Below are 18,362 nucleotides of genomic sequence, written 5' to 3'. Positions count from 1 at the left end.
CAGATGGTAGAGCAGTGTGCAGCAGGAACAGGCGTCGCCTCCCAGGACCGATTCGATTACTTCTGGAATCAGCGCGGAGAATGGGTGGAAGAGCCCAACGTCCGGCGCGGTGGCGAGAGTGGCGTGCAGCGTCTCATGGACAGTGATGGACAACTGCTCTACGTAAAACGCCAGACCGGCCATATCCATCGGGGTCTTTTGCACCCTTTCGGACGGCCGACGGTGCTGCGCGAGCGTGATGCACTCACCGGCTTGCGCCTGCTCGATGTGCGCGTCCCGGAAATCGTGTTCTGCGAAGCGCAACGCGATCCCGTGCACAAGTGGCGCGCCTTGTTGGTGACCAAGTCTTTGGACGGCTTCGAGGAAATCGAACGTTGGTACGAAAGCGGCGGACGCGAGCGTCATGGTGAGGCTGTGCACGATCGCGTGCTCAAGGACCTGGCCGAGAACCTGGCGCGGATGCACAAGGGGCGTTGGCAACACAGCTGCATCTATATCAAGCACGTATTTGTTCGCGTCACCGGTGAGGGTGAGGCAGCCAAAGTCGAAGTTGCCTTGATCGATCTGGAGAAGTGCCGGCAGCGCTTGACCGCTCGCCAGGCGGCGGCCCATGACATGAAGCAGCTGCGCCGCCACTCGTCATTCAGCCCGACGGACTGGAAGAAACTCGTCTATTTTTATGAGACGGCGTTTGGCAGCGCTATCAAAGGTTTATAGCAATGAAACTTGAAGTTGCGCGAGGTTTGTTTCTGGTAGGAGCCTTGGCAGTTGCTTCACTCGCGGTGGCGGCATGGGAGCAGCCCCGCACGCAAGTCTTAAGTTCAGTACACAGTGGCGAGCACTGTCCGTTGCCACGGGTTGCCAAGGCATCCGTGGCCACTCAACCCGATCATGATTTGTTGCTGTTCATGTTCGGACTCTCTCAAGGATTGAGGCCGCAAAGTTGAACACAATGAAGCCCAAATAAAAGGCCTCGCTGATGCGAGGCCTTTTTTGTTGCGCAGTGCAGATCGTTCCCACGCTCTGCGTGGGAATGCAGCCCGGGACGCTCCGCGTCCCAAATCAAGAGCCGAACGCGGAGCGTCCGTAGAGGCATTCCCACGCAGAGCGTGGGAACGATCTTAGCGAGAGGATTTGGCCAGCAGCGTATACACGCACGGCAACACAAACAGCGTAAACAGCGTCCCAATCGACATCCCGGTGGCAATGACTGTACCGATATCGAACCGGCTCACCGCGCCGGCCCCCGTGGCGATGATCAACGGCACCATGCCGAATACCATTGCCGCCGTGGTCATCAATACCGGGCGCAGGCGAATGGCCGCGGCTTCCTCCACCGCTTCGCGGGGCGTCAGGCCCCTGTCCTTGCGCAGCTGGTTGGCGAATTCGACGATCAGGATGCCGTGCTTGCTGATCAGGCCGATCAATGTAACCAACCCGACCTGGGTATAGATGTTCATGCTCGACCAGCCGAGGAACAGCGGCAGCAAGGCGCCGCAGATCGACAGCGGGACGGTCACCAGGATCACCAGCGGATCGCGAAAGCTTTCGAACTGGGCCGCCAGTACCAGGAAGATGATCGCCAGTGCCAGGCCAAAGGTCACCCATAGTGCACTGCCTTCCTGGACGTATTGCCGCGATGCACCGGCATAGTCGAAGGCAAAGCCCGCCGGCGCTTCTTCCCGGGCGATCTGACGCACGGCGTCGATGGCCTCGCCCATGCTGACCAGCGGCACCCCGGAAAGAATCGCCGAGTTGAGTTGCTGGAACTGGTTCAGTTGCCGAGGGCGCGCCCGGTCGGTCACGGTGATCAGGGTCGAGAGGGCGAGCAGTTCGCCCTGGGTGTTCTTGACGTAGTAGTTGTTCAGCCAGTCAGGGTTATCCCGGAAGGGGCGTTCGACCTGGGCAATGACTTTGTAACTGCGGCCATCCACGGTGAAACGGTTGATTTCCGCCTCACCCAGCAACGTCGCCAGTGTCCCGCCCAAATCCTGCATCGACACGCCCATCTGGGCCGCCTTGGCACGGTCGATATCCACCACCACTTCAGGTTTGTCAAAGGCCAGGTCGACGTCGACGAAGGCGAATTTACCGGACTCCATCGCGCGTTTTTTCACCCGGTCGACCACTTGCAGCAGTAACTCGTAATCGTTGGCCGTGTTGACGACGAACTGGAACGGCAGACCCTCGCCGGTACCCGGCAGGGAAGGCAGGTTGAAGCCGAATACCTGCAAGCCTGAAATGCTCTCCAGCTTGGCCTGAACCTCGGGCAGGATCTCCATTTGCGTGCGACTGCGCTCGTTCCAGGGCTTGAGAAGGAAACCGCCAATACCCGATTGCACACCGTTGAAGCCGTTGATCTGGAACGACGAGTAGTACTCGGGAAACGCCTTGAAGATCGTGATGAACTCGTCGGTGTAGGTGTTCAAATAGTCGAGGTTGGTCGGTTGCGGTGCACTGGCCAGCATGAAAATGATGCCCTGGTCCTCATCCGGCGCCAGTTCCGACTTGGTGAACTTGAGCAGCACGGGAATCAGGCACAGCACGATCACCGCGAACACCAGCACCACCGGCCGGGTGTTGAGGGTGCCGTGGAGCATTGTCTGGTATCGGCGCTTGAGGCTTTCGAAAATCAGGTCCAGGCGATGGGCCAGGCCCGTGGGGTTTTCGTCGTGACGCAGCAGCAGGGCGCACATCATCGGCGACAGGGTCAGGGCGACGATGCCGGAAATCACCACCGCACCGGCCAGGGTAAGGGCGAACTCCTTGAACAGCGCCCCGGTAAGGCCCGTGAGGAAGCCGATCGGCGCATACACCGCCGCCAGGGTGATAGTCATCGAGACCACCGGCATGGCGATCTCCCGGGCGCCCTCGATGGCGGCATCCAGCGGCGTCTTGCCTTCCTCGATGTGGCGGTGGATGTTTTCCACCACCACGATGGCATCGTCCACCACCAGGCCGATGGCCAACACCATCGCCAGCAGGGTCAGCAGGTTCAGCGAGTAACCCATCATCTGCATGAAGAACATCACGCCGATCATGGACAACGGAATGGTGACCACCGGGATCACCACCGAGCGCAACGCACCGAGGAACAGGAACACCACCACGATCACGATCAGCACCGCTTCAAACAGGGTCTTGATCACTTCGTTGATCGAGGCCTGGATGAACAGCGTCGCGTCGTAGGCGATTTCCGCCTTCAGGTTCGGTGGCAGTTGGGCCGTAAGCTCCGGCATGATCTTGCGCACTTCCTTGATCACGTCGAGGGGGTTGGCCGCAGGCGTGGCCTTGATGCCGATGTACACCGAGGGCGTACCGCCGAACGAGCTGATGGTGTCGTAGTTTTCCGCTCCCATCTCGACCCGCGCGACATCGCGCAGCAGCACGCGACTGTCACCTTCGACCTTGAGCGGGATCGCGGCGAAGGCTTCGGCTGATTTGAGCTCGGTATTGGCGCTAATGCTGGTGACCACGTACTCACCTTTCACTTCGCCCGCGGCGGAAAGGAAGTTGTACTGGCGCACCGCGTTGGTCACGTCGCTGGCGCTGAGGCCGAAACCGGCCAGCTTCACCGGGTCCAGCCACAGGCGCATGGCGAAGACCTGGTTGCCGAGAATCTCGGCTTCGGCCATGCCCGGCAAGGTTGCCAGCTTCGGCTGGATGACGCGCGACAGGTAATCGGTAATCTGCGGGTTGCTCAGCTCCTTGCTGGAGAAGCTGATGTACATCAGCGCCGAGGCGTCGGCAGCTTCCTTGCTCAGCACCGGGTCCTCGGCATCCTGGGGCAGGCGGTTCTTGACCTCGTTGGCCTTGGCCAGCAGTTCGGTGAACAAGCGGTCGCTGTTGGAGCCGATGCGTGCGTAGATCGAGATCACCGAGAAATTCTGCCGACTGACCGAAGTCATGTAGTCGATACCTTCGGCACTGGCCAGGCTCTGTTGCAACGGTTGCGTGATGTAGCCCTGGATGGTTTCGGCGTTGGCCCCGGGGTACGCGGTGGTGACCGTGATCAGGGCGTTTTCCATTTGTGGGTACTGGCGCAGCGGCAGCGTGCTCCAGGCCTGGAAGCCCAGCAGCACAATCAACAGGCTGACTACGGTGGCGAGCACCGGGCGACGGATGAATGGGTCGGTAAAAGCCATTGGGGGTTCCTTGATCAGTCAGCGCGTGGCTGACTGTTCTTTTCGGCCAGGGTCTTGTCGTCGCTGATGGCGATGTGCGCACCGTTGTCCAGTTTGATCTGGCCGGCCGTGACCACCTTTTCGCCGTTCTGCAGACCTTTGGTAATCACCACCTGCCCGTCGCGGCGTTCACCGGTTTCAATGAACCGCCGTTCAGCGATCAGGATCGGCTGGCCCTTGTCGTCTTTTTCGAGGCTGCCGTCTTCAGCCTTCTTCTCTGCAACGACATACAGGGAGTTGCCGTAGAGCGTGTAGGTGATCGCGCTTTCCGGCACGACGATGCTCGGCCGCGGGTTGGGCAACATCACCTGCAGGTTGGCGAACATGCCTGGCAGCAGCTTGCCATCGGGGTTGGCCAGGGTCGCGCGGACCTGCATGTTGCGCGTGCTGTTTTCCAGTTTCGGGTTGATCGCACTGATGGTGCCGGGGAAGGTCTGGGACGGATACGCCGCGACGATGATTTCAACCGGCTGGCCAATGGCGATCTTTGGCACCGACTGCTCTGGCACGAAAAAGTCGACGTAGAGGCTGCTGAGGTCTTGCAGGGTGGCAATCATGGTGCCACTGGCCAGGTAGTCGCCAACGTCCACCTGACGAATGCCGATGGTCCCGTTGAAGGGGGCAACGATGCTTTTTTTGCCCAGCGCGGCCTTGAGTTGGTTGACCGTGGCCTTGCTCTTTTTCAGTACCGCCGACAGTCGATCGAACTCGCCTTTGGAAATGGCCTGGCTGCCCACCAGCTGGCTTCCGCGACCGTAATCGAGTTGGGCCAGGCCGAGGTCGGCCAGGGCGGTTTCGAGGAACGCGCTTTCCACGGCGCTGTCCAGGCGCAGGAGGGGTTGACCGGCTTTGACTTTCTGCCCGGACTCGAACTGCAGGTCAACGACCGTACCATCGGTCTCCAGGCTCAGGTCTACGCCTTGCAGCGCCTTGAGGGTGCCTACGGTAGGCAGCCTGGCTTGCCAGGGCCGTTCGATGGCCGTGGCCACGGCGACGCTGATCGGCGGTTTTGGCGCGGAGAAGCCCTGAATCATCGTATAGATGGAGAAGGCTTTGTAACCGGCCAGGACCAGCACGATCAACAGTACAACACCCAACATGATCAGCATGCGGCGACGCAGCATATTTCCAGTTCCTTGGAGAAATCAGGTGAGACAGTGGGGCACATTACCGCGAGTGGGAAGGGGAATCCAATGGCTGATTTTTGTCGGTTCCGGAAAAGATCGCAGCCTGCGGCAGCTCCTACAGGTGTACACATGACCCTGTAGGAGCTGCCGCAGGCTGCGATCTTTTTGGGCCTGACTCAAGCCATCAGATGCAGATGGTTGTCCCAGAGCCCCGCCGGCAGATCCAGCGGTTTGGCGAGCAGATTTGCCTGGCGGCAATCGTAGTACCGGCAGCGTCCCTGGCCCGAGGTCACGACGAATCCGTCGGCCACCGCGCCCACTCCGGCGCAATCGGGCAGTGGCGCGTCCAGGCGCACTTCGCCGCTGTCCAGGTCCCAGATGAAAAAGCGGTTGCCCCGAGGCGCGGTCAGCGCGACCAGGCGCAAGTCGCTGTGCACCGCAACGCTGGCGGTGTAGTGCCCCATGGCTTGCAACTGATGCTCCGGCACCGGGAACGCCACGAACGGCTGGCCCGGACGCTTGATCGCCAGCAGCTCCGAATGCTCGTGGGCTGCCCCCATGAATTGCTGGCCGGCGACGATGGTGCCATCGCTGGCAATGCCCAGGTGACGCACGCTGTTCATCTGCTGGCCGAGGGTTTCCTTGCTCAGCAGGGTGCCGTCGCGTTGCATCAGGACCAGGCTCGGCTCCATGGCATTGAGGTTCATCTCGACCCGGCTTTCGGCTTCGGTGCGGATGCCGCCGTTGGCCACCACCAGGGTCTCGCCATCGGGCATCCACGACACTTGATGCGGGCCGATGCCGTGGGTGGAAATCTCACCGCTGTGCACCAGGCGTTCGCCTTCGAACGTGTACACGCCGAGCAGGCCGCGACCCGGATCGGTGGTGTCGTTTTCGGTGGCGTACAACCAGTCACCGCTGTGGTGAATCACCGCATGACCGTAGAAGTGCCGGTTCGGCTGAGACGTCACGGTTTGCAGGAGCGTGCCGTCACGCAGGTCGATCAGGTAGCTCTCGGTGCCCGGACGCCGGGCAACGAACAGCGCGATCGGCAGCGTCGGGTGATTGATGATGTCATGGCAGCGCTGGCCGACCTGGGTGGCAAACACCCGGGTGCCGTCCAGCCGGTAACCGACGGCGTAGTGCTTGCCGTCGGTATCGTCCCGCGCCGAGAGCAGCAGTGGGCTTTTATCCTTGTGCCTGAACAGCGTCCAGCCGCCCAGTGACACCGCACCCAGCAGCAAACTCCCTAATTTCAGAGCCTGGCGTCGCAGCATGGAACTCGCCCTCATCAGTCACCGTCGTTGGCGTTGAAGCCCAGTTGGATGCCCAACGCCTTCGCCAGCTCGCCTTCGTGCAGGCGGTGGACCACGTTGATGCTGTCGTAGAGATCATTGAGTTGCTGGCGACCGGCGTCGTCGTTGAGCATTTCGGTCAACGAGCGCTGGCTGCTGGCGAACAGTTTCAACGAAGCGGCGTAGGCCGCGTCGATCTTGTCGGCCAATGGCTTCTGGTCGCTTGGCAACAGGCCGCGCAGGCCTTTGTTGTCGACACCTTCCCATACCGTTCTGGCCGCAGCGAGGCTGGCCTCCAGGGCGGTCAGGGACGACTGGCTGCGCCAGGCATCGGCCTGGAACGGCTGCGGCACGCCTTTGCTCTGGCGGCCCATCGGTGTGCCGAGCTTCTTCTTCAAGGTATCGAGGGCGGTCACCTGCACGCGCAACAGATCGGCGATTGCTTCGTGGGAGTCGGCGTAGCGCTGGTTCGGGAACTTGCTCATCTGCGCGAGCATGCCGTCGGTGTTGTTCCAGCTTTTGAGGATTTCTTCGGCCAGCTGTTTCTGACGCTCGCCAATGGCGATCAGCAGCGGGCAGTACTTGGCCTTCTGCTCGGCGTTGGCCACATCAGGCTTGCTGTCGAACAGGATGTATTCGTAGGCCGACAGGCCTTGGACCACCACGCTGGATTTGGCCAGTGCAGCAGCATCGATCTGCGGTTGTGCAGTGACCAGTTGCTCGACCTGGCGGCCGACCAGGTTCTTCTTGTCGGGCCAGAACTGCACCTGCCAGGCACGGTTGCCCTCGGCCAGCGGACCAATCAGCAGCGGTTGCAGTTCGGCCCAGGCTTTTTGCGCGTGCAGGAAGTCGGCGCGGGCGGTTTCGAGATTTGCCTTGCCTTCGCAGTAGGCGAGGGCGCTGACGGCCAGCTGGCGGTCGGCTTCAACCCAGCGGGTATAGGTCGGCAGAATCACCGACTTGGCGATCGCAGCCGAAGTGACGGCCTGCGGGTCCTGTGGCGAGCAGGCGCCCAAGGCTAGCGCGGCAAGGCTGGTGAACAACAATTTGGGACGGAACATGTCGGGCTCCCGCGGGAAGATGGGTATTAAAGGGAATTCAAGAACGCCAACAACGCAGCGCGCTGCTCGGCATTGAAAGACAAAACCTGTTGTTGCGCCGCTTTTGCCTCGCCGCCATGCCAGAGCACAGCTTCGAGCAGGTTGCGGGCGCGGCCGTCGTGCAGGAACTGGGTGTGGCCACTGACGGCTTGAGTCAAACCAATGCCCCACAACGGCGGGGTACGCCAGTCGCGCCCTCCGGCCTGGAATTCGGTGCGGTTGTCGGCCAGGCCATCGCCCATGTCATGCAGCAGCAGATCGCTGTAGGGGCGAATCACTTGATTGGCCAATTCAGCTTCGGCGGCGTCGGCGGCGGTGGTGTACTTGGGTGTGTGACAGGACTGGCAACCGGCCTGGTAGAACAGGGTCTTGCCGGCCAGCACTTGCGGCGTGCCGACATCGCGGCGCGCCGGTACGGCGAGGTTACGGGTGTAGAACAGCACCAGGCGCAGGATGTTGTCGCTGACTTCCGGCTCGCCATCGGGGCCGTTGCCACTGGGTGCCTGCTTACAGGCCGTTTGCGCGTCGGTGCAGTCGTCAAAGGGCCTCAGGTGGGTCGTGAGGCCCATGTCACCGGAAAACGCATGGACATTTTGTTGATTGAGGTTCGGCTGCCCGGCTTTCCAGCCAAATCGCCCGAGCACGGTTTTCTGCTGCATATCATCCCAGACCCGGTTCGGGCGCCCGGCGATGCCGTTTTTCGCTTTGGCCTGCGCGTCCGCATTCGCCAGGATGGCCTCTTCAGGAATGGCTTCCAGCAAGCCCAGGCCGATCATCGGAGGTGCGACACGGGCCGAGAAGCGCGTGTCGGGGTGCATCGGGCCGTAGTTCAGCTGGGTGATGTTCAGGCTCGGCTTGCGCAGTTCCACTTCGGTGCCGTCCTTGAAGCGAACCATCACCGGCGAGTAGTCGACCCGCACCTTGCCTTCCGGCGTCACGCCGGGCACGGCCATGTCCTGGAACTGCCCGCCATACACGGGCTCCGGTACGACACCCTGTTGCTCGATGACTTTGGCGTAGGCTGGGGTGTCGGGAATCGACAGGCGTATCAGCATCGACACGGCATTGCGCGCATCTGGCGCAGGCGGGTGACCGCGGCCGTCCTTGATATGGCAGCCCTGGCAGGCATTGGTGTTGAACAGCGGACCGAGGCCGTCGCGAGCGGTGGTGGTCGACGGAGCGATCACCCAGGGATTACGAAAAAAGCTATTGCCGACACTGAAGTCCACACGCCGCGATGGCGGCAGGTTAGCGGAGGGCAGCGAAAAGGCGTTCTGATCGGTCTTGCGCACGGTCGTACCGCCGCCGGAGCGGGCTTCACCGGGTTCAGCCTGGGTGAATTTCGGGGCGTCATCGCAGGCACTCAGGCCCAGGGCCAACAACAGTGCGGACAAGCGAAGAGGCAGCGAGGGCATCAGACATCCTGCAAGACGAGCAAAACAAGGGCGCAAAGTCTAACAGGGGATGGGAATTTGAATAAGAGGAATTATCGTTCGCTTAGGCAGATGATCGTTCCCACGCTCCGCGTGGGAATGCCTCAACGGACGCTCCGCGTTCGGCTTTTGATTTGGGACGCGGAGCGTCCCGGGCTGCATTCCCACGCAGAGCGTGGGAACGATCGGCAACCGAAGAGCCTGCGGTGATCAGAACTCGTGATCAGCGTTGTCCGGGTTCAGGTCGCTGATGCCCAGTTTGCCAGCGGCGGCTTCGATCGAACCGGTCTGCTTGACCAGGGAGGCGATGGCGTCACGGACGATCTGGTTGCCGGCGGTGTTGCCGGCAGCGATCAACTGGTCGTAGTGCTCACCCTTGTTGGCGTGGTCGACGATGACCTGCATCTTGGCTTCGGTGGCAGCCAGGTCGGCTTTCAATGCGGTGTCTGCCGCTGGATCGACCTTGGCCACCAGGGACGACAGGCTGGCGCCGGTCATCTTGCTGCCGTCGACACGGGTGTATTCGCCCAGGTACACGTTACGAATGCCTTTGGCATCGTAGAACTGCGAGTTGTGGGTGTTGTCGCTGAAGCAGTCGTGTTCGTCTTCCGGGGAGTTGGCTTCCAGGGAAACCTTCATGCGCTCGCCCGCCAGTTCGCCCAGGGACAGGCTGCCCATCCCGAACAGCATTTTGCGCAGGCCGCTTTCAGCCGGTTCCGCTTCCAGGGTGGCGCGGTAGTTGTCGGCCACGTTCGGCTTCCAGTTACCGACCATTTCTTCCAAGTCGCTGACCAGCAATTGAGTCACGGATTTCAGGTAGGCGCGGCGACGATCGTTGTGGCCGCCAGTGGCGCCTTTGCCTTCCAGGTAGTCGGAAGCTGGACGGTTGCCGGCGCCAGGGCCGGTGCCGTTCAGGTCCTGGCCCCAGAGCAGGAATTCGATGGCGTGGTAGCCGGTGGCGACGTTGGCCTCGGAACCGCCCAGCTCGTTCAGGCTGGCGAGTTTTTCCGGGGTGATGTCCTTCACGTCGACCTTGTCTTCGCCGACCTGGATTTCAGTATTGGCGATGATGTTGGCCGTGGCGCCGGGGTTACCCAGTGCGTGCTCGTAGGATTTGTCGACGTAGTCGATCAGGCCTTCGTCCAGTGGCCAGGCGTTCACTTGGCCTTCCCAGTCGTCGATGATGGTGTTGCCAAAGCGGAACACTTCGCTCTGCAGGTAAGGAACGCGAGCAGCGATCCAGGCGGCCTTGGCGGCTTTCAAGGTGTCGGCGTTCGGCTTCGCGAGGAAGGCGTCGACGGCGCTTTGCAGGGTTTTCGCAGTAGATTCGGCATCGCTGTAAACGGCGAAAACCATGTCGGCATAGTGCGCGACAACGGCTTTGGCGGCCGCTTCGTCGACTTTGCTGGCAGCGGCAGGCGCAGCAGCTGGTGCGACTTGGGCCGCAGAAGTGCTGGCCGCTGGCGCAGGAGCGGCCGCTTGTTCTTTGTCTTTGCCTTCACCGCAACCGGCGAGGGAAATTGCGATGGCCAACAGACTGGCGGTAGCCAGAGGCATACGAATCATGGCGAACATCCTGCTTCGAGAGGGGGTGGAATAACGCGTCCGGCGCGCAAAAGTGACACATAATGCAAATCTTTCGCATTATGTGTAAAGGGTTGCGGTTGGAAATATTTCTTATTCACTCTGTAGGAGCGAGCATGCTCGCTCCTACAGGGGGGGTTACAAGATTGCCGCGTTACTGCGCTGGGCTTGCTTCAGATAAGCCACCAGCTCGCGGGCCGGCAGGGGCTTGCTGTAGAAGTAGCCCTGACCCTCGTGGCAGCCTTCGGAGATGATGTAGGCCTCCTGCTCCAGGGTTTCCACGCCTTCGGCGATCACCTGCATGCCCAGGCTCTTGCCCAACTGAATGATGGCGCGAACGATGGTTGCGTCGTCATCGTCATCGAGCAGGTCCTGGACGAAACTCTTGTCGATCTTGATCTTGTCCAGCGGCAGGCTTTTCAGATAACTCAGTGACGAATAACCGGTGCCGAAATCGTCGATCGCGATCAGCGCACCGGAGCGGCGCAGGCTGAGCAGATGCTGGGCGGCGGTGCTGATGTCTTCCATCAGGCCGGTTTCGGTGACCTCCAACTCCAGGCTGCGTGGCGGCAGGCGATACATCTGCATCAGGTTGTTGATCACCCGTGGCAACTCGGCGTGGTGCAATTGCACGGTGGAAAGGTTCACGGCCATGCGCATGTCGCTGAAGCCCTGGTCGTGCCAGTCGCGCAATTGCTTGCAGGCCTGGTCCAGCACCCATTCACCAATGGCGATGATGGTGCCGTTCTGCTCGGCCAGCGGAATGAACAGGTCCGGTGGTACCAGCCCGTGCTCGGGATGCTGCCAGCGAATCAACGCTTCGACGCCAACGACCCGGTGATCGCGGTAGCTGATCTGCGGTTGGTAGACCAGGTAGAACTGGTCGCGGACCAGTGCGTCGCGCAGGTCTTTTTCCAGCTCGCGACGGCGGCGCATCTCGGTGTCGACGCTGGCGATGTAGAACTGATAGCGGTTGCGCGAGCGCGTCTTGGCCAGGGTCATCGTCTGTTCGGCTTTTTGCAGCAGCTTCTCGGTACTGTTGCCATCTTCGGGGAACAGGGTGATGCCAATGGTGGCGCGCAGGCGGATCTGCTGATGATCGAGGGCAAACGCCGCTTCCAGGTCATCGAGGATGCTTTGGGCCAGTTCGGCGGCTTCGTAGGGTTGTTCGATATCGGCCTGCACCAGGGCGAACTGGTCGCCACCCAGGCGGGCGAGGGCGCCCAGGCGTCCACTGTGCGCGCGCAGGCGATCGGCCAGGGCCAGTAGCAGCTGGTCACCGGTCTGGTAGCTGAACTGTTCGTTGATGCCCTTGAAGTCATCGAGCCCGACGCACAGCACCGCAACCCGGCGCTGCAACTTGCCGGCATCGACGAGGATCTTGTCCAGCTGCGTTTGCAATTGCTGGCGGTTCGGCAGGCCGGTAAGGAAATCGTACTGGGCCATGCGCAACAGGCTGTTTTCCGCTTCGTGGCGCAGGTGCGTGTTGCGCTCGATGGATTCGAGCAACTGGTTGGCGGTGTTGATCCACAGCCCCAGTTCGTTCTTCTCGTGCCCCTTGAGCAATGGAATCTTGTGCTCGCTGGGGCGGTCGGGATTGATTTCGGTCAGGTGCTCGATGATTCGCGACAGGGGTTTGGTCAACAGCCAGTGATAGACCAGGTACAGCACCAGGCCCATCGCCAGGGCACGCAATACCCCGGAAATGAAGATGATTACCGAACTGACGATAAAACCCTTGCCGTAGGTGGCGGTGTCGAGGGTAATGCTCAGGTCGCCGTAATACTCGCTGTAAGGGCCGCGTCCCACCAACTGGGTGGTGAAGGTGCGTTCCTTGCCGAGGATCAGGTCGGTCAGCCAGCGACTGCTGGACTGCTGCAACTCACGGGATTTTTGCGCCAGCATGGCTTCGTTGGGATGGCCTATGGAGGCCTGACGCACCGCATCATCCTGGAACAGGCCTTCGATTACCTGCATACCCATTTCCCGATCCAGGCTGTAGACGGCCTGGGTCGAAGGGTCGCGGAACATGTCGAGAATGCGTTCGGCATCGCTGGCGACGGCCTGGCGTGTTTTATAGGCATCGAAAACAATCTGCGCGCAGCTCAAGACCACGCCGACGATCAATGCCGACAGGAGCACGACCCGGAGCAACTTCACCGACAAGCTGTTCTTGAGTTCCAGCTTCAAAGGGTAATTCCTTGTTCCGTGCGGGTAGCATCAAGTTGCCATGAGTATTGGCAATCCCGTGGTGGCAGTCAAAGGGACAATCCATCCTGCGGGATAATGCCAGCAGCTTGGCCGATTTGCTGTGTCTGGGGCAATTGCCCGATCAGTACTGTGTCGGTAGTCGAGTCCTTCAACTTGAGGGGATTGGGACAAAATTTCCTTTCGTTTGATGTTAGACCGCTGTGGCGTTGAGGCAAGGCCCCGGGTGCTGCTTTTGGACTGGTAGCTCGCCCACAAAAAAGGCGACCCCCTTGCGAGGGTCGCCTTGGCACTAGCTACGGTTGTTACTTATTCCGACAGCTTGTAGGCAATCACATAGTCGCCCTGTTTGGTGCCCAGTGAACCGTGGCCGCCAGCCACGACCAGCACGTATTGCTTGCCGTCCTTGCCGGTGTAGGTCATCGGCGTGGTTTGCGCGCCTGCGGGCAGGCGACCTTCCCACAGTTGCTTGCCGTTTTTCACGTCGTAGGCCCGCAGGTACTGGTCCAGGGTGCCGCTGAGGAAACCGACGCCACCGGCGGTGATGAAGGTGCCGCCCAGGCTTGGTACGCCCATGCTCAGCGGGATCGGAACCGGCGAGCTGTCGCGCACGGTGCCGTTCTTGTGCATCCAGATTTTTTCATGGGTGGTCAGGTCGATCGCGGCCACGTAGCCCCACGCTGGCGCCTGGCACGGCAGGCCCATTGGCGACAGCAAGGCTTCGAGCACCACGCCGTACGGCGCGCCCTTGTTGGGTTGCACGCCTTCGGTTTCGCTTTTGCGCGGGCCTTGGGCGGCGATTTCGGCGGCCGGGATCATTTTCGACTTGAACGCCATGTAGCTCGGGTTCACGAACGCGATCTGACGCACCGGGTCAACCGAGATGCCGCCCCAGTCGAACACACCGAAATTGCCCGGATAGACGATCGAACCCTGCAGCGATGGCGGGGTGAACGGGCCGTCGTAGCGCAAGGATTTGAAGTCGATCCGGCAGATCAGTTGGTCGAACGGCGTGACGCCCCACATGTCGCGCTCTTGCAGCGGCGGTGGCATCAGGTTCAGGTCGGATTTGGGTTGCGTCGGCGAAGTGTGGTCGCCTTCCACCGCGCCTTGCGGTACCGGCACTTCGTTGATCGGCACGATGGCCTGGCCGGTGCTGCGATCCAGCACATAGATGCTGCCTTGCTTGGTCGACGCCAGGACGGCCTGCTTCACGCCGTCGGCGGTCTTGAGGTCCATCAGGGTCGGCTGGCCGCCGACGTCCATGTCCCACAGGTCATGGTGAGTGAACTGGAAGTGCCAGCGCACTTTGCCGGTGGCGATGTCCAGGGCGGTCAGGCCGGCCGCGTGCAGTTCCGATTCAGGGGTACGAGCGCCGCCGAACTGGTCCGGGGTCTGGTTGCCCATCGGCAGGTACAGCATGCCGAGTTTTTCATCGACCGCGAATACGGACCACATGTTTGGCGAGTTGCGGGTGTAGGTCTTGCCCTCGGCAATCGGCGTCGTGTCGTCGGGGTTGCCGCTGTCCCAGTTCCACACCAGTTTGCCGGTGTGCACGTCGAACGCGCGGATCACGCCGCTTGGCTCGTCGATGGAAACGTTGTCGGTGACGTGGCCGCCAATCACCACCAGGTCCTTGGTGACCGCGGGTGGCGAGGTGGAGTAGTAACCGCCGGCCGTGAAACCGCCGATGTTGGCGCGCAGATCGACCTGGCCCTTGTCGCCGAAGTCCTCGCACATTTTGCCGGTGTCGGCGTTCAGCGCGATCAGGCGGGTGTCGGCGGTCGGCAGGAAGATCTTGCGCGGGCAAGCGCTGGCCGGGGCCGGACTGGCGGAACCGGTCGGGCTCTGTTCGGAGGCATACACCGCGTCATCGTGATAGGTCACGCCACGGCAGGTCATGTGCGCCCAACCCTTGAAGTTCGCCGCATTCTGCGTCGACAGCTTCGGATCGAAACGCCAGATTTCCTTGCCGGTGTCCGGGTCCAGGGCGATCACCTGGCTGTGCGGCGTGCACACGTAGAGCATGCCGTTGACTTTCAGCGGGGTGTTTTCGGCGGTGGTTTCGCCCGGGTCGTTCGGCCCTGGCAGGTCACCGGTGCGGTAGGTCCAGGCCGGTACCAGTTTGTTGACGTTCTGCGGGGTGATCTGCGCCAGCGGCGAGTAACGGTCGCCATGGGCGCTGCGGCCGTAGGAGTTCCAGTCACCGTCGGGCATGGCCGGCGCGGTGTTGGTCATGCCCGGCACGCTGTCGCGGTCCAGTTGGCCCTTGATTTCGCCCGGGTTGGTGAACTGGCTGGCCAAAGCGGTCGCGCCTGCGATCACCACAGCCACGCTCAGTGCGCCGGTGCCCAAGGGGGCGGCGCCATCACGCAGCAGCGGACGACGAAACCACGGCAGCAACATGACCAGGCCCAGCGCGAACAGCATTGCCAGGCGCGGCACCAGCTGCCACCAGTCGAGGCCGACTTCCCACAGTGCCCAAACGGTGCTGGCGAACAGTACCAGCGCGTACAGGCCCAGCGCGGCACGGCGCGCGGCGATCAGCAGGATGCCGGTCAGCGCAAGACCGATACCGGCCAGCAGGTAGTAGAGCGAGCCGCCGAGCATGCTCAGCTTGATCCCGCCGGCCAGCATGGCCAGGCCCATTAGCAGAAGCAGTATGCCGAGCAGGGTCGGCAACAGACGGCTTCGACTCAAAGCACCCTCAGTGCTCATAGTGTGGTTCTCCGTTACGTTTCAAGTGGTCCCGCGCAGGTTCACTGTAGATGACGATCCCGCGGGGGCGTGGTTCATATAACAGGTGTTCAGTCGATGTAATCCCTTGTGGGAGCGAGCCTGCTCGCGAAAGCACTGTGTCATCCGACGCTAATGTTGGATGTGATGGCCTCTTCGCGAGCAGGCTCGCTCCCACAGGGGTTGTGGTGTTGGTTAGAAGGACGACTGGATCTTGATCCCGCCAATCAGCGCGTCATCGACCTCGTTCACGCCACCGGGGTGGCGGATGTATTGCAGGTTCGGGCGCACCGTCAGCCAGTTCGTGACGTGCACGCCGTAGTAGAGTTCGGCGCTGTATTCGGTGTCTTGGGGCGGCAGGTAGGCCGGGTTGTCGTAGTCAAAGACAGCATTGGCCTGATTACGCGCCTCGGCATTCTTGCGGTACGCCGGGTTGACGTGCACGCGGGCCATGGCGAAACCGATGTCATCCCTGGCGCGGGCATCGAACAGGCCTTTGTAGACGAGGCCGGCCTGGACATAGTTGTCGATGGCGTTGGTCTTCTTGTCGTGCATCGTGCCATTGGCGAACAGGCTCAGGCCTCGGGAATGGTCGCTGGCAATGCTGGTGACTTGCTGCTGCAGGCCGAGCCAAACACCGTGCTTGCTTGAGGCGCTGCGATAAGCCTCGCCACTCAGCGCGGCGGGCTGGCCGTTGCTGTCTTTGTAGACATCGGTGGCGTCGGCGTTGCTGTAGTAGTAGCCGGCACGGTATTCACCCGGCAGGCCGTTGAACTTTGGTGTCCACACCAGCTCCACCGGCAGGATGGCCCCTTGGGTGCCGCTGCCGCTGAGCTTGAAGCCGTTGTCGCGATCGAGGTTCGACGGGTTTTGCTCATAGGCGCCAACCTGTGCGTACAGTTCGGGCGTCAGGTGATACTTGACCCGCATCGCCCACTGGCTGACGGGCCAGTTGTACCAGATGTCGCCCACCCAGTTGCCGACCTGGGAGCCGCAGAACGCCAGGTTCTGGAAGTCGCAGGGAAAACTGTTGAAGTCTTCGCCTTCGCCGAAACGGCCGACCTTGATGTCGAGCGTCTGGTCGAGGAACTTCTGCTGGTACCACATCTGCGTCAGGCGCGTGGTCTGGCCACGGCCCCAGACTTCCTGTGCCGAAGTGAATCCGCCCACTCGCGGGTCATTGATCCGGTCGTTACTGATGTTGTTGCCGCTGCGCTTGGTGATGGTCAGCTGGAACTCTGCGTCATCCCAGCCAAGGATTTTCTGCAGGTCCAGGTGAGTGCCGAAACCAAACTGATCGCTGTAGTGAGCGGTGTGATCCTGGTCGTAGCCGCCCTGCAGATTGCTGCCCATTTCGCCGGTGTAGTCGATCTTGAAATCGTAGCCCTTCGCCGAAAGATCACTGCGGGTGCCGTTCCAGTCGCCAAGCATCCACGGGGAGTCGCTGTCGAAGGCGGGCGCCGCCTGGGTGCACGTAACGAGGCTGAAAGCGCCTAGGCCTGTGAGCAGGCAAACAGTAGTCTTGAAGACAGCGCTGTCTTTGGGGAGTCGTAAATCAGGCATAGAGAAGAAATTCTTGATCTTTTTCTGGGGAATGAACGTAAAACGGCAGACGCAAAGCAGAGGAGGAAACGTTTCAGCTAAAGCGGGCGTAAGGATAATGTTCTGTTACAAATAGAGAAAGGTCTTTTCCTGACATGCATCCTTTCGGATTCGGTAACAGTCCTTGTAGGCGCTGGGGCAGGATGCGATCTTTTGGGTTTCACCTACATTTAACGTAAGGTGCGCGGCTTCCAATTCCCACTCCTGCTCGAAGGCTTGGCATGAACGAACACAACCCCGATCCGCTGCACGGCGTCACCCTGGAACAGATCCTCAATGCGCTGGTGACCCATTACGAGTGGTCGGGATTGGCCGAGCGCATCGATATACGTTGCTTCAAGAGCGATCCGAGCATCAAGTCGAGCCTGACGTTCCTGCGCAAGACCCCGTGGGCACGGGAGAAAGTGGAGCGCTTATACGTGAAGCTGATGCGCACCAAGCGCCCGGTTTGACATGCCACCCAAGGAAGGCGTGCAGCGACGCTTGATGACGTTGGCGGCCGTGCTGGGCTGGGCCGGGCTGAGTATTCAGCTGTACCTGATTTTTTTTGCGCGCTGGAGCATCGGCGCCAGCCTGCTGGGCGGGCTGATGAGTTTTTTCAGTTTTTTCACCGTGCTGAGCAACACCCTGGTGGCGACCGTGCTGACCTGTGCAGCCACGTCCCGCGAGTCGGCGGCGCGTCGCTGGTTTCTGCAGCCGGGGGTCAGTAGCGGTGTTGCCGTGAGCATCGTGGTGGTTAGCCTGGCCTACAACCTGCTGTTGCGGCATTTGTGGCATCCGCAAGGCTGGCAATGGCTGGCCGATGAGCTGTTGCACGACGTGATGCCGCTGCTGTTTCTTCTGTATTGGTGGTTCTGTGTGCCGAAAGGCACCTTGCGTCTGCGGCACATTGCGCTGTGGCTGATTTACCCGTTGCTGTACTTCGCATACACACTGCTTCGCGGGCACGTGTTGGCGGCTTATCCCTATCCGTTCATTGATGTGGACAAGTTGGGTTATCCACAGGTGTTTTTGAATGCCGGCGGATTACTGATGGGGTTTGTGGTGATTGCTTTGTTGTTGATGGCGCTGGATCGTCGGTGGCGGTGACCAC

Annotated in this window: 13 protein-coding genes; 4 read left to right on the top strand and 9 right to left on the bottom strand. The window is 61.1% G+C overall.

Annotation, left to right across the window (positions count from 1 at the left end):
- Positions 1 to 3 precede the first annotated feature (3 nt).
- Positions 4 to 717, top strand: a complete 714-nt coding sequence (locus AC1Q8Q_RS06760; protein WP_042955730.1) for a lipopolysaccharide kinase InaA family protein — start codon at positions 4 to 6, stop codon at positions 715 to 717.
- Between the two features lie 2 nt (positions 718 to 719).
- On the top strand, positions 720 to 947 hold the full coding sequence (locus AC1Q8Q_RS06755; RefSeq protein ID WP_020799915.1) for a hypothetical protein: 228 nt from the start codon (positions 720 to 722) through the stop codon (positions 945 to 947).
- A gap of 174 nt (positions 948 to 1,121) precedes the next feature.
- Here the strand turns inward: AC1Q8Q_RS06755 and AC1Q8Q_RS06750 are convergent, their stop codons facing one another.
- The 9 genes from AC1Q8Q_RS06750 to AC1Q8Q_RS06710 all read right to left on the bottom strand — a co-directional run bounded on the left by AC1Q8Q_RS06750 (position 1,122) and on the right by AC1Q8Q_RS06710 (position 17,230).
- Positions 1,122 to 4,145 (bottom strand): multidrug efflux RND transporter permease subunit, encoded by a 3,024-nt coding sequence (locus AC1Q8Q_RS06750; protein ID WP_168758905.1) that lies wholly within the window; start codon positions 4,143 to 4,145, stop codon positions 1,122 to 1,124.
- 14 nt (positions 4,146 to 4,159) lie between these two features.
- Positions 4,160 to 5,308 (bottom strand): efflux RND transporter periplasmic adaptor subunit, encoded by a 1,149-nt coding sequence (locus tag AC1Q8Q_RS06745; RefSeq protein ID WP_168758904.1) that lies wholly within the window; start codon positions 5,306 to 5,308, stop codon positions 4,160 to 4,162.
- Positions 5,309 to 5,487: 179 nt separating this feature from the next.
- Entirely contained in the window at positions 5,488 to 6,588 is a 1,101-nt protein-coding gene (locus AC1Q8Q_RS06740; RefSeq protein WP_492614914.1) for a DUF1513 domain-containing protein, read from the bottom strand.
- Positions 6,589 to 6,602: 14 nt separating this feature from the next.
- Positions 6,603 to 7,667 (bottom strand): imelysin family protein, encoded by a 1,065-nt coding sequence (locus AC1Q8Q_RS06735; protein WP_168758903.1) that lies wholly within the window; start codon positions 7,665 to 7,667, stop codon positions 6,603 to 6,605.
- A gap of 26 nt (positions 7,668 to 7,693) precedes the next feature.
- Entirely contained in the window at positions 7,694 to 9,121 is a 1,428-nt protein-coding gene (locus AC1Q8Q_RS06730) for a di-heme oxidoreductase family protein (protein WP_492614913.1), read from the bottom strand.
- 228 nt (positions 9,122 to 9,349) lie between these two features.
- The gene (locus AC1Q8Q_RS06725) at positions 9,350 to 10,705 is read right to left on the bottom strand and encodes an imelysin family protein (protein WP_168758901.1); all 1,356 of its coding nucleotides are present in this window, start codon (positions 10,703 to 10,705) and stop codon (positions 9,350 to 9,352) included.
- A gap of 156 nt (positions 10,706 to 10,861) precedes the next feature.
- A complete protein-coding gene (locus AC1Q8Q_RS06720; RefSeq protein ID WP_020797458.1) occupies positions 10,862 to 12,913 on the bottom strand; it encodes a putative bifunctional diguanylate cyclase/phosphodiesterase in 2,052 nt (683 codons plus the stop codon).
- Between the two features lie 327 nt (positions 12,914 to 13,240).
- A complete protein-coding gene (locus AC1Q8Q_RS06715) occupies positions 13,241 to 15,649 on the bottom strand; it encodes a glucose/quinate/shikimate family membrane-bound PQQ-dependent dehydrogenase (protein WP_168758900.1) in 2,409 nt (802 codons plus the stop codon).
- Positions 15,650 to 15,862: 213 nt separating this feature from the next.
- Positions 15,863 to 17,230: a carbohydrate porin gene (locus AC1Q8Q_RS06710; protein ID WP_492614912.1), complete on the bottom strand. Its 1,368-nt coding sequence runs from the start codon at positions 17,228 to 17,230 to the stop codon at positions 15,863 to 15,865.
- Positions 17,231 to 17,490: 260 nt separating this feature from the next.
- Here AC1Q8Q_RS06710 and AC1Q8Q_RS06705 point away from each other — a divergent pair, with 260 nt between their 5' ends.
- Positions 17,491 to 17,721 carry a VF530 family protein gene (locus AC1Q8Q_RS06705; RefSeq protein ID WP_020797453.1) on the top strand — a complete coding sequence of 77 codons (231 nt, stop codon included), beginning with the start codon at positions 17,491 to 17,493 and terminating at the stop codon, positions 17,719 to 17,721.
- A gap of 1 nt (position 17,722) precedes the next feature.
- A complete protein-coding gene (locus tag AC1Q8Q_RS06700) occupies positions 17,723 to 18,358 on the top strand; it encodes a Pr6Pr family membrane protein (protein ID WP_020797452.1) in 636 nt (211 codons plus the stop codon).
- Positions 18,359 to 18,362 lie beyond the last annotated feature (4 nt).

Source organism: Pseudomonas sp. GW823-FHT06B06, from assembly GCF_058795195.1.
This window is presented reverse-complemented; position numbering and strand designations above follow the sequence as displayed.

What these genes read in the sequence shown, in the direction of transcription:
- AC1Q8Q_RS06760 (WP_042955730.1), top strand. Translation starts at nt 4, where the DNA reads ATGGTAGAGCAGTGTGCAGCAGGAACAGGCGTCGCCTCCCAGGACCGA.
- AC1Q8Q_RS06755 (WP_020799915.1), top strand. Translation starts at nt 720, where the DNA reads ATGAAACTTGAAGTTGCGCGAGGTTTGTTTCTGGTAGGAGCCTTGGCA.
- AC1Q8Q_RS06750 (WP_168758905.1), bottom strand. Translation starts at nt 4,145, where the DNA reads ATGGCTTTTACCGACCCATTCATCCGTCGCCCGGTGCTCGCCACCGTA.
- AC1Q8Q_RS06745 (WP_168758904.1), bottom strand. Translation starts at nt 5,308, where the DNA reads ATGCTGCGTCGCCGCATGCTGATCATGTTGGGTGTTGTACTGTTGATC.
- AC1Q8Q_RS06740 (WP_492614914.1), bottom strand. Translation starts at nt 6,588, where the DNA reads ATGCTGCGACGCCAGGCTCTGAAATTAGGGAGTTTGCTGCTGGGTGCG.
- AC1Q8Q_RS06735 (WP_168758903.1), bottom strand. Translation starts at nt 7,667, where the DNA reads ATGTTCCGTCCCAAATTGTTGTTCACCAGCCTTGCCGCGCTAGCCTTG.
- AC1Q8Q_RS06730 (WP_492614913.1), bottom strand. Translation starts at nt 9,121, where the DNA reads ATGCCCTCGCTGCCTCTTCGCTTGTCCGCACTGTTGTTGGCCCTGGGC.
- AC1Q8Q_RS06725 (WP_168758901.1), bottom strand. Translation starts at nt 10,705, where the DNA reads ATGATTCGTATGCCTCTGGCTACCGCCAGTCTGTTGGCCATCGCAATT.
- AC1Q8Q_RS06715 (WP_168758900.1), bottom strand. Translation starts at nt 15,649, where the DNA reads ATGAGCACTGAGGGTGCTTTGAGTCGAAGCCGTCTGTTGCCGACCCTG.
- AC1Q8Q_RS06710 (WP_492614912.1), bottom strand. Translation starts at nt 17,230, where the DNA reads ATGCCTGATTTACGACTCCCCAAAGACAGCGCTGTCTTCAAGACTACT.
- AC1Q8Q_RS06705 (WP_020797453.1), top strand. Translation starts at nt 17,491, where the DNA reads ATGAACGAACACAACCCCGATCCGCTGCACGGCGTCACCCTGGAACAG.
- AC1Q8Q_RS06700 (WP_020797452.1), top strand. Translation starts at nt 17,723, where the DNA reads ATGCCACCCAAGGAAGGCGTGCAGCGACGCTTGATGACGTTGGCGGCC.